The organism is Aliihoeflea sp. 40Bstr573, from assembly GCF_024105655.1.
In the GTDB taxonomy this organism is placed as follows: domain Bacteria; phylum Pseudomonadota; class Alphaproteobacteria; order Rhizobiales; family Rhizobiaceae; genus Aliihoeflea.
This window is the reverse complement of the sequence record NZ_JAAAMH010000026.1, coordinates 26273-35394: the sequence shown is the minus strand read 5'-3', so window position 1 is coordinate 35394 and position 9122 is coordinate 26273. Positions and strand designations below refer to the sequence as shown.

General features: G+C 63.7%; 8 protein-coding genes. 3 read left to right on the top strand and 5 right to left on the bottom strand.

The genetic code is table 11. The features are described from left to right. The first annotated feature begins 153 nt into the window (after positions 1–153). Entirely contained in the window at positions 154–582 is a 429-nt protein-coding gene (locus GTK01_RS19085; RefSeq protein WP_252929087.1) for a L,D-transpeptidase, read from the top strand. Here GTK01_RS19085 and GTK01_RS19080 read toward each other — a convergent pair. From GTK01_RS19080 to GTK01_RS19070, 3 genes are read right to left on the bottom strand one after another with little or no spacing between them, the layout of a single operon-like run. After that, a complete protein-coding gene (locus GTK01_RS19080) occupies positions 573–1733 on the bottom strand; it encodes an osmoprotectant NAGGN system M42 family peptidase (RefSeq protein ID WP_252929085.1) in 1161 nt (386 codons plus the stop codon). The two genes, GTK01_RS19085 and GTK01_RS19080, sit on opposite strands and share 10 nt — an antisense overlap. Positions 1734–1752: 19 nt before the next feature. Continuing rightward, on the bottom strand, positions 1753–3549 hold the full coding sequence (ngg, locus tag GTK01_RS19075) for an N-acetylglutaminylglutamine synthetase (RefSeq protein WP_252929082.1): 1797 nt from the start codon (positions 3547–3549) through the stop codon (positions 1753–1755). 2 nt (positions 3550–3551) lie between these two features. Further along, positions 3552–5324, bottom strand: a complete 1773-nt coding sequence (locus GTK01_RS19070; RefSeq protein ID WP_252929073.1) for an N-acetylglutaminylglutamine amidotransferase — start codon at positions 5322–5324, stop codon at positions 3552–3554. Positions 5325–5415: 91 nt separating this feature from the next. Here GTK01_RS19070 and GTK01_RS19065 point away from each other — a divergent pair, with 91 nt between their 5' ends. Both GTK01_RS19065 and hemA read left to right on the top strand, forming a co-directional pair. Then, positions 5416–5916, top strand: coding sequence for a MarR family transcriptional regulator (locus GTK01_RS19065; protein ID WP_252929071.1), 501 nt, complete (start codon positions 5416–5418; stop codon positions 5914–5916). 116 nt (positions 5917–6032) lie between these two features. Continuing rightward, entirely contained in the window at positions 6033–7313 is a 1281-nt protein-coding gene (gene hemA / locus GTK01_RS19060; RefSeq protein WP_252929069.1) for a 5-aminolevulinate synthase, read from the top strand. On the opposite strand, the gene GTK01_RS19055 is transcribed toward hemA, so the two are convergent. Together GTK01_RS19055 and mscL are read right to left on the bottom strand one after the other, a co-directional pair. Continuing rightward, entirely contained in the window at positions 7310–8476 is a 1167-nt protein-coding gene (locus tag GTK01_RS19055) for a pyridoxal phosphate-dependent aminotransferase (RefSeq protein ID WP_252929067.1), read from the bottom strand. The two genes, hemA and GTK01_RS19055, sit on opposite strands and share 4 nt — an antisense overlap. 47 nt (positions 8477–8523) lie before the next feature. Further along, positions 8524–8955, bottom strand: coding sequence for a large conductance mechanosensitive channel protein MscL (mscL, locus tag GTK01_RS19050; RefSeq protein ID WP_252929065.1), 432 nt, complete (start codon positions 8953–8955; stop codon positions 8524–8526). Between the last annotated feature and the right edge of the window lie 167 nt (positions 8956–9122).

Below are 9122 nucleotides of genomic sequence, written 5' to 3'. Positions count from 1 at the left end.
GGGCTTCGGGCGGCTCAAGCGCTTCAAGCGCGTCGCCCTGCGCTGCGAAAAGACCGCACGGAACTACCGATCCATCGTCAGTTTCGCGGCCGGCCTATGCTTGATCAAATTCGTCCACACGGCCTAGCGCTCTGGTTGCATGAGGGGCACATCATGAGAAGTTTCGCTGCCATTGTCGTTGCCGCGATCATCGCAATCCTGCCGGCCGGCGCCGCGGATGCGGCAAGCTTGGTCGCCAGGGTCAGTCTCGCCACCCAGACGATGACCGTCAGCCACAATGGCAAGGTGATCTATCGCTGGCCGGTCTCAACCGCGCGCAAAGGCAAGATCACGCCGACCGGGCAGTGGTCGGCGAAGTGGCTGTCGAAGAACCATCGGTCGAGCCGCTACGAGAACGCGCCGATGCCCTATGCGATCTTCTACAACGGGCACTACGCCGTCCATGGCACCTATCAGGTGAACCGGCTCGGACGGCCGGCATCGGCGGGTTGCGTTCGCCTCCACCCCGAACATGCCGCGCGGCTGTTCGTGCTGACCCAGCGCGTCGGCCTCAAGCAAACGCGGATCATCGTTCAGCGCTGATCTTCGGCATGGGAGTGGATGTCCGGATCGAATTCGGGCTGCGCGGCCTCTTCCATCGGCTGCTCGGTGAAGCCTTCCAGGCTTGACACCTCGCTGACGTCCCGCTCGATCTCGATCGGGCTTGCGACATAGCGCGCTACGAGTTCGGCGATCGAGATCAACGCGTGGACATGGATGCGCTCGTAGCCGTGCGAAGCGTCAACGCCGAAGGCGACGAGCGCGGTGCGCACATCGTGGCCGGCCTCGATGGCGGAGGCCGAATCCGAGCGGTAGTAGCGGAAGATGTCCTTCTGGTATTGCAGGCCGTTGTCGCGGCACAGATCCACCAGCTTGCGCGTCAGGTGATAATCGAACGGGCCGGCCTGATCCGCCATGGCGATGGTGACACCGAATTCCGACGAGTTTTGCCCCGGTGCCGTGGTGCCGTTGTCGATGGTGACCATCGAGGCGATTTCGGGCGTGACGATGGACGCGGCGCCGACGCCGACTTCCTCGGCAATGGTGAAGAGCCAATGGATGTCGACGGGTGTCGTGGATTTCTCGTCTTCCAACGCCTTGATCGCGGCGAGAGCGATGGCGACACCGGCCTTGTCGTCGAGATGGCGTGAATTGATGTAGCCATTGTCGAGAAATTCGGGGTGGGGATCGACGGCGACGAAATCGCCGACATCGATGCCGAGCGCGTGGGTTTCCTCGCGGCTCTTCGTCCGGGCGTCGATGCGAAGCTCGATGAACTCCCAACCAATGGGCAGCGTGTCGACGCCTTCGTTGAAGGTGTGGCCGGACGCCTTCAGAGGCAGGATCGTGCCGCGATACGCGCCCTGCTCGGTGTAGACCGTCACACGCGCGCCTTCGGCGAAGCGGGCAGACCAGTTGCCGATGGGCACGAGTTCAAGGCGGCCGTTCTCCTTGACCATCTTGACCTGCGCGCCGAGCGTGTCGAGATGGGTGATGATCGCGCGTGCGCCGCGTCGGCGCGAGCCCTGCCGCACAGCGCGGATCGCACCGCGGCGCGTCAGCTCCGGCGTCAGGCCGAGCCGTTCGAGCTCCTCGGAGCAATAGCGCACGATCTGGTCGGTGTAGCCGGTCGGGCTGTTGATCGAGAGCAGGTTGTGGAGCTGTCGAGCGAGATAGGCTTCGTCGATCTTCAAGGGAAAACCTCTGCTGGGACTAGCGGCCGAGCGCCTGAGACGCCGATCTTTGCCCGGACATCGGGAAGAGGAGATCGACGAACCGCTCGGCCGTCGGCTGGGGCTCGTGATTGGCGAGGCCCGGGCGTTCATTGGCCTCGATGAAGACATATTCCGGCTCGCTGGGCGAATGAACCATGAAATCGATGCCGACGACAGGAATGTCGATCGCGCGCGCAGCCTTGATCGCCGCGTCGACGAGCTTTGGGTGAACCTGCGCCGTAACGTCGTGGATCGATCCACCGGTGTGGAGATTGGCCGTCTTGCGGACCACGATTTCCGCGCCTTCCTTCGGCACGTCGTCGAGCGACAGGTCCTTCTCGGCAAGGCACCGTTCGGTTTCGGCGTCGATCGGGATGGTGCTTTCGCCGCCGGTGGCTGCCGCGCGACGGCGCGACTGCTTCTCGATCAGCGAGCGGATGTCGTTCTGGCCGTCGCCGACGATGCAGGGCGGCCGGCGCATGGCGGCTGCGACGAGGCGAAAGTCGATGACGACGAGGCGAAGGTCGGAACCCTCGAAGCACGCTTCGAGAAGGACGCGGTCGCAGATGTCACGCGCGACGGCGATCGCAGCCTTCGCATCGTCGAGATTGTCGAGGCCGACGGCCACGCCCTTGCCCTGCTCGCCGCGCGCCGGCTTCACGACGATCTTTCCGTGCTTCTCGATGAAGGCGGAAAGGGCAGTGTCGTCGTCGCCGGCGACCATCTGCTCCGGCACGACGAGACCCGCATTTTCGACGACGCGGCGGGTGACCGACTTGTCGTCGCAGATCGACATCGCCACGGCCGACGTCATCTCGGACAGGCTTTCGCGGCAGTGGACCGAGCGGCCGCCATAGGAGAGGCGAAAGAAGCCGCCCTCGGCATCGGTGATCTCGACATTGACGCCGCGCCGGCGCGCCTCGTCGACGATCAGCCGCGCATAGGGATTGAGCGCGTCGTATTCGGCGAGCGGCGAGGCGAAGAGCTTTTCGTTGATCGGATTCTTGCGCTTAATGGCGAAGACCGGAACGCGCCTGAAGCCGAGCTTCTCGTAAAGTCCGATCGCCAGATCGTTGTCGTGCAGCACCGACAGGTCCATGAAAGCCGATCCGCGCGCGGCGAAGTGCTCTGCGAGGCGGCGCACCAGCATCTCGCCGATGCCGGGATGGCGCGCCTGCGGATCGACCGCCAGGCACCAGAGCGAGGAGCCTTTTTCGGGATCGTTGAAGAGGCGCTTGTGGTCCACGCCCGTCACCGTGCCGATGATCTCGCCGGTGATCTCGTCCTCGGCGACGAGATAGGTCAAGGAGCGGCTGTCGCGGTTGCGCCAGAAAAAGTCCGGGCGCACCGGCACCATGTTGCGCGAGGCGTAGATGGTATTGACAGCGTCGGCATCGGCCTCCGACGACAAGCGGCGAATGAAGTAGCCCTTGGGCTGCTTGCGCGCGGAGCGATAGGTCGAAAGGTCGAGGCGGAAGGTGTGCGAGGGGTCAAGGAAGATTTCCTGCGGAGCCATGGCGAGCAGCACGTGCGGATCGCGGACGTAGAACGCAATGTCGCGCCGCGCGGGTCCCTCCTCGCGCAGCGCGTCCACAATCGCTTCGTTGCCCTCGTAGGTCTGGCAGAAATGGAGCCTGCCCCACCCGCAATCGATGGATGCGTTCGATTTGGGCAGGTCCGCCGCCGGGTCGTGCTGCGCGATGGGTTTCATCGTTTCGTTTCGCATCCTTCTCAAGCGATGCCCGAGGGCCTTGTCGGTGCGGCCGCGCTCGGCGGCCGCTGATCTGCGGGCCATGATCAGATCCCGTGGGTCTGAAGCCAGAGTTCCAGAAGCCCCACCTGCCAAAGTTCCGAGCCCTGGAGGGGCGTGATATGATCCGAGGGATTGGCAAAGAGCCGCTGCAGGTAGTCGTCGCGGAAGATGTTGCGATCCTTCGCGGCCTGCGACGTCAGCGCGTCGCGGACCAGGTCGAGATAGGGACCGTCGACATATTTGAGCTGCGGAACCGGGAAGTAGCCCTTCTTGCGGTCGATCACCTCGTGCGGGATGACCTTGCGGGCAGCTTCCTTGAGCACGCCCTTCCCGTTCTGCTTCAGCTTTTCCTCGGGCGGGATCTTCGCGGCGAGTTCAACCAGTTCGTGGTCGAGGAAGGGCACACGCGCCTCCAGACCCCAGGCCATGGTCATGTTGTCGACGCGCTTGACCGGATCGTCGACGAGCATCACCTCGCTATCGAGGCGCAGCGCGGCATCGACGGGCGTATCGGCGTTCGCCATCCTCAAATGGCGCGAGACGAGGTCGAGGCTCGGATCGTGGTCGGGCAGCCATTCGGCGTTGATATGCTCGGCCATCTTCGCGTGGCTGCGGTCGAAGAAGACCTTGGCATAGTCGGAGACGACGTCGTTGGAATTCGCCAGCGGCGGATACCAGTGATAGCCGCCGAAGACCTCGTCGGCGCCCTGCCCCGACTGCACGACCTTGATGTGCTTCGAGACCTCCTTCGACAGGAGGTAGAAGCCGACATTGTCATAGGAGACCATCGGCTCGGACATTGCGGCAAACGTGCCTGGAAGCGCGTCCATCAGTTCGCTCGACGGCACGAAGATCTTGTGATGCTTCGTGTCGAAATGCTTGGCGATGAGGTCCGAATAGACGAACTCGTCGCCCTTTTCGCCGTTCGCCTCCTCGAAACCGACCGAGAAGGTCATCAGCCCATGCTGGCCCTGTTCTGCGAGAAGGCCGACGATGACGGAGGAGTCGACGCCGCCGGAGAGGAGCACGCCGACCGGCACGTCGGCGACCATGCGGCGCTTGACGGCGACGCGCAGCGCCTCAAGCACGCGGTCGCGCCACTCATCGGAAGAGAGGGAATAGTCCGGGTCGCGCTCATAGGGCGGACGCCAGTAGACCGTGTCCTTCTGCACGCCATTCGGCTCGATGACGCGGATTGTCGCCGGCGGCATCTTCTTGACGCCGTTGATGATGGTGCGCGGAGGCGGCACGACGGCGTGGAAGGAGAGATAGTGGTGAAGCGCGATGCGGTCGATCGAGGTGTCGATGTCGCCCGCCTTCAGGAGCGCGGGAAGCGAAGAGGCAAAGCGCAGCGCATGCGGCGTCTCGGCGATGTAGAGCGGTTTGATGCCGAACCGGTCTCGCGCGACGACGACGCGGCCCGTGTCCCGCTCGTGGATGACGAAGGCGAACATGCCGAGGAAGCGCTTCACGCAGTCGACGCCCCAGGCATGATAGGCCTTGAGGATGACTTCCGTGTCGCCCGTGGAGAAGAACTTGTAGCCCTTGCCTTCGAGTTCGGCACGCAGTTCTGGATAGTTGTAGATGCAGCCGTTGAACGCGATGGTCAGACCCAACTCGCCGTCCACCATAGGCTGGCGGGCCTTTTGCGACAGGTCGATGATAGACAGGCGGCGATGGGCGAGCGCGGCATTGTTGTGCATCACCAGGCCGGACCCGTCCGGGCCGCGCGGCGCAATGGCATCCATCATCTTCGAAATGGCAAAAGCCGATGGCTGCGCGCCGTCGAACCTGATCTCTCCGCAAATTCCACACACGGTTGTTTTTCCAACCCTCCGTTGTCGATTGAACTTTGATTTCCGATCATTTATAAGTCAAATGATTAGATGTCAAATTAATGAGGTTGTCGTGGCTGATGTCCGGACGAACGCGGAAGGCCTGCGGGAGTTCCTTCGCTCCGACCTGAAGACGATAGAAAAGGCGATCCGCCGGATCGTGCGGGCGCATGACCTGCAATCGAAGGCGCTGACGAAAACTGTCGGGCTGACTGCGGCGCAGCTCGTCTTGATGAAGGGGATCGCCGAACTCGGCGAGGTTACGACGACCGCGCTCTCCGCCCACGCCGACATCAGCGCGGCTACCGTCGTGACGATCCTCGACAATCTGGAAGAGCGCGGCCTGATCGAACGCTATCGCTCCGCCCATGACCGGCGCATCGTGCACACCCGGCTGACCGCCGCCGGCGCAGCCAAGGCCAATGCCGCGCCAGAGCCGCTCGGCGATGCATTCGCCAGCCGGCTCGCGGCGCTGGCCGCGCCAGAGCGGCAGGCGATCGTGACCGGGCTCGTCCGAGCGGCCGACATTCTGCTTCCGGCAGCCGTTCTTGCGAAAAAGGAGCCGGAGCCTTAATTGTGAGCGCCCTTTGGCTGAAAAGCGTAGTCTAGAAGCGTTCTAGGGCGTGGCAATTTGTCGGTGTGACGCCATCGAGGCGCGAGCCTATGTTCCGCGCGACAACGGGGCCAGGAATGAACTACGACCGATTTTTCGACGAGGCGATCGCACAGCTTCACGCCGAGCGCCGCTACCGCGTCTTTGCAGATCTCGAGCGCATCGCGGGAGAGTTCCCGCGCGCGATCTGGCGCTCGAACGGCGAAGCGCGCGAGATCACCGTCTGGTGCTCCAACGACTATCTGGGCATGGGACAGCATGAGAGCGTGATAGGCGCGATGCAGAACGCGGCCAGCCGCATGGGCTCGGGCGCCGGTGGCACGCGCAATATCTCCGGCACCAACCATCCGCTGGTTGAACTCGAGGCCGAGCTCGCAGACCTGCACGGCAAGGAAGCCGGCCTCGTCTTCACGTCGGGCTTCGTTTCAAACGAGGCGGCGATCTCGACCATCGCCAAGCTGCTGCCCGATTGCCTGATCCTTTCGGACGAACTCAACCACGCTTCGATGATCGAGGGCGTGAAGAAGTCCGGTGCGGAAAAGAAAATCTTCCGCCACAACGACCTTGCCCATCTGGAAAGCCTGCTGCAGGCCGCGCCGATCGAGCGCGCAAAGCTGATCGCTTTCGAGAGCGTCTATTCGATGGATGGCGACATCGCGCCGATCAAGGAAATCTGCGATCTGGCCGAGCGCTACAACGCGATGACCTATATCGACGAGGTGCACGCGGTCGGCATGTATGGCGCTCGCGGCGGCGGCATCAGCGAGCGCGAAGACCTCACACACCGCATCGACATCATCGAGGGAACGCTCGCCAAGGCGTTCGGCGTCATGGGCGGCTACATCACCGGCAAGCGCGCCGTCATCGACGCCGTGCGCTCCTACGCGCCGGGCTTCATCTTTACAACCGCCCTGCCGCCTGCACTGGCTGCGGCGGCCACCGCCTCGATCCGGCACCTGAAGGAAAGCCAGGTAGAGCGCGAAGCGCACCAGCGCCAGGCGCAGCAGGCCAAGGATGCGCTGAAAGCGGCGGGCCTGCCGGTCATGCCATCCTCGACGCATATCGTGCCGCTTCTGGTCGGCGATCCGGAGCTTTGCAAGCAGGCGAGCGACCGCCTGCTCGACACGCACGGCGTCTACATCCAGCCGATCAATTACCCGACCGTACCACGTGGCACGGAGCGGCTGCGCATCACGCCGACACCGTTCCATTCGGATGCGCTGATCGCGGGGCTGAAGGATGCGCTTCTGGAGACGTGGACCGCGCTCGGCATCCCCTTCCAGACCGCGCCCACGGAGACGCAGGCCGGTCAGTCCGGACGGGTGGTTTCGCTGGTGACCGCCAAAGCCGGCGGCTAACGGCTCGAGATCCAGCGCGCCAGCCGATCCGCCGCTTCCTCGACATGATCGAGGCGGCGGTGGAAGCAGAGGCGGAAAAACTCCTGCCCGCCCGGCCCGAACGCGGTTCCCGGCGCGAGGCCCACATTCGCCTCGTCTACGATCTCGAACGCAGCCTTTTTCGTGTCGCGGATGCCGTCGATCCTGAAGAACAGATAGAACGCGCCCGGCGGCACTGTCAGGTCGACGCGGCCGGTGGCGAGAAGGCGCTGGGCGATCGCGTCGCGCGCAATGTGTGCCGCCGCGATTTCCGACGTCAGGAACTCGTCGCCCTCGTCGAGCGCGGCCACCGCGCCTTTCTGCAGGAAGGCCGGCGTGCCCGAGGTCGAATACTGGATCAGGTTTTCGAAGACCTGCTGCAATTCGGGATGGACTTTCAGCCAGCCGACGCGCCAGCCGGTCATGGCCCAGTTCTTGGAGAACGAGTTGACGAAAAGGATGCGGTCATCGGGCCGCATCACATCCATGAAGGAAGGCGCGCGCGGGCCGTCATAGTAGAACAGCGAATAGATCTCGTCGGCGATGATCCACAGGTTACGCTCGCGCGCGATCTCCAGAATTTCCTCCAGGGTCTCGCGGTCCGCGGTCCAGCCGGTCGGGTTCGACGGCGTGTTGACGAAGATCGCCTTCGTCCTTTCCGTGATCGCCTCCTCGATGCCGTCGACGTCGCAGGCCCAGCCATTGCCCGAATGGACGAGCGGAACGGAAACCGGCACGGCGCCGGAGACGCCGAGAGCTGCGGGAAAGTTCGGCCAGGAAGGGGGCAGATAGATCACCTCGTCCCCGGCGCCCGCCACGGCGTCGATTGCAAGCTGGATCGCCTGCATGCCCGAGCCGGTGACGATGAACTCCTCATGAGAGAAGTCGTAGCCGAAATGGCGTTTGTGGTAGCGCGCGAGCGCGTGGCGCAGTTCGGGAATGCCGCGCTGCCAGGTGTAGAAGGTCTCGCCCGCCTTGAGCGCCTCGATGGCGGCATTCTGGATAAAGTCCGGGGTCGGCTTGTCGCCCTCGCCTGCCCATAGCGGAATGAGACCGGGCTTCGTTCGGCCATGGTTGACGACGGCAACGATGCCGCTTTCGGGCGCAAGCCGGGCTGCGCCGCGCAGGTGATCAACGAGAGACATTCGGTTTCCCTGAGAAAGCGCCCTGCCGGATTGCCGGGCTGCAAGGGTCAGACCGGCCGGCGCGCAAGCAGATCTCGGATCTCGGTCAAAAGGGCGACATCGGCAGGGGGCGCTGGCGGCACGTCGACGACCTTTTCCTCGCGCTCCATACGCCGACGCAGATTGTTCACCGCCTTGACGATCAGGAAGATGATCCAGGCGAGGATCAGGAAGTTGATCAGGACCGTGATGAAGCTGCCATAGGCGAATACCGCGCCTTGCTCGCGGGCCGCCGCCAGCGTGGTGGCGGTGACTTCAGACGAGAGCGGGAGGAAGTAGTTCGAAAAGTCGAAACCGCCGAAGATGGCGCCGACGACCGGCATGATGATGTCGTCGACCAGAGACGAGACGATCAGGCCGAACGCGCCGCCGATAATGACGCCGACGGCAAGATCCATCACATTGCCTCTGGCTATGAATTCCTGAAATTCCTTGATCATGGCAGCCTCCGTATCGCCTGGGAGCCGAGTGAGCGCACGCCGCGGCCGGTTGCCGCAACATGGCGGAAGATAGCAGAAGCTTTCGCGCGCATAAGCTGCAATCTTCGCTGGCCCCACAGTCATCTGGCTCAGACGCAAGTTCGATGGACAGGGGGCACGCCGTGTGG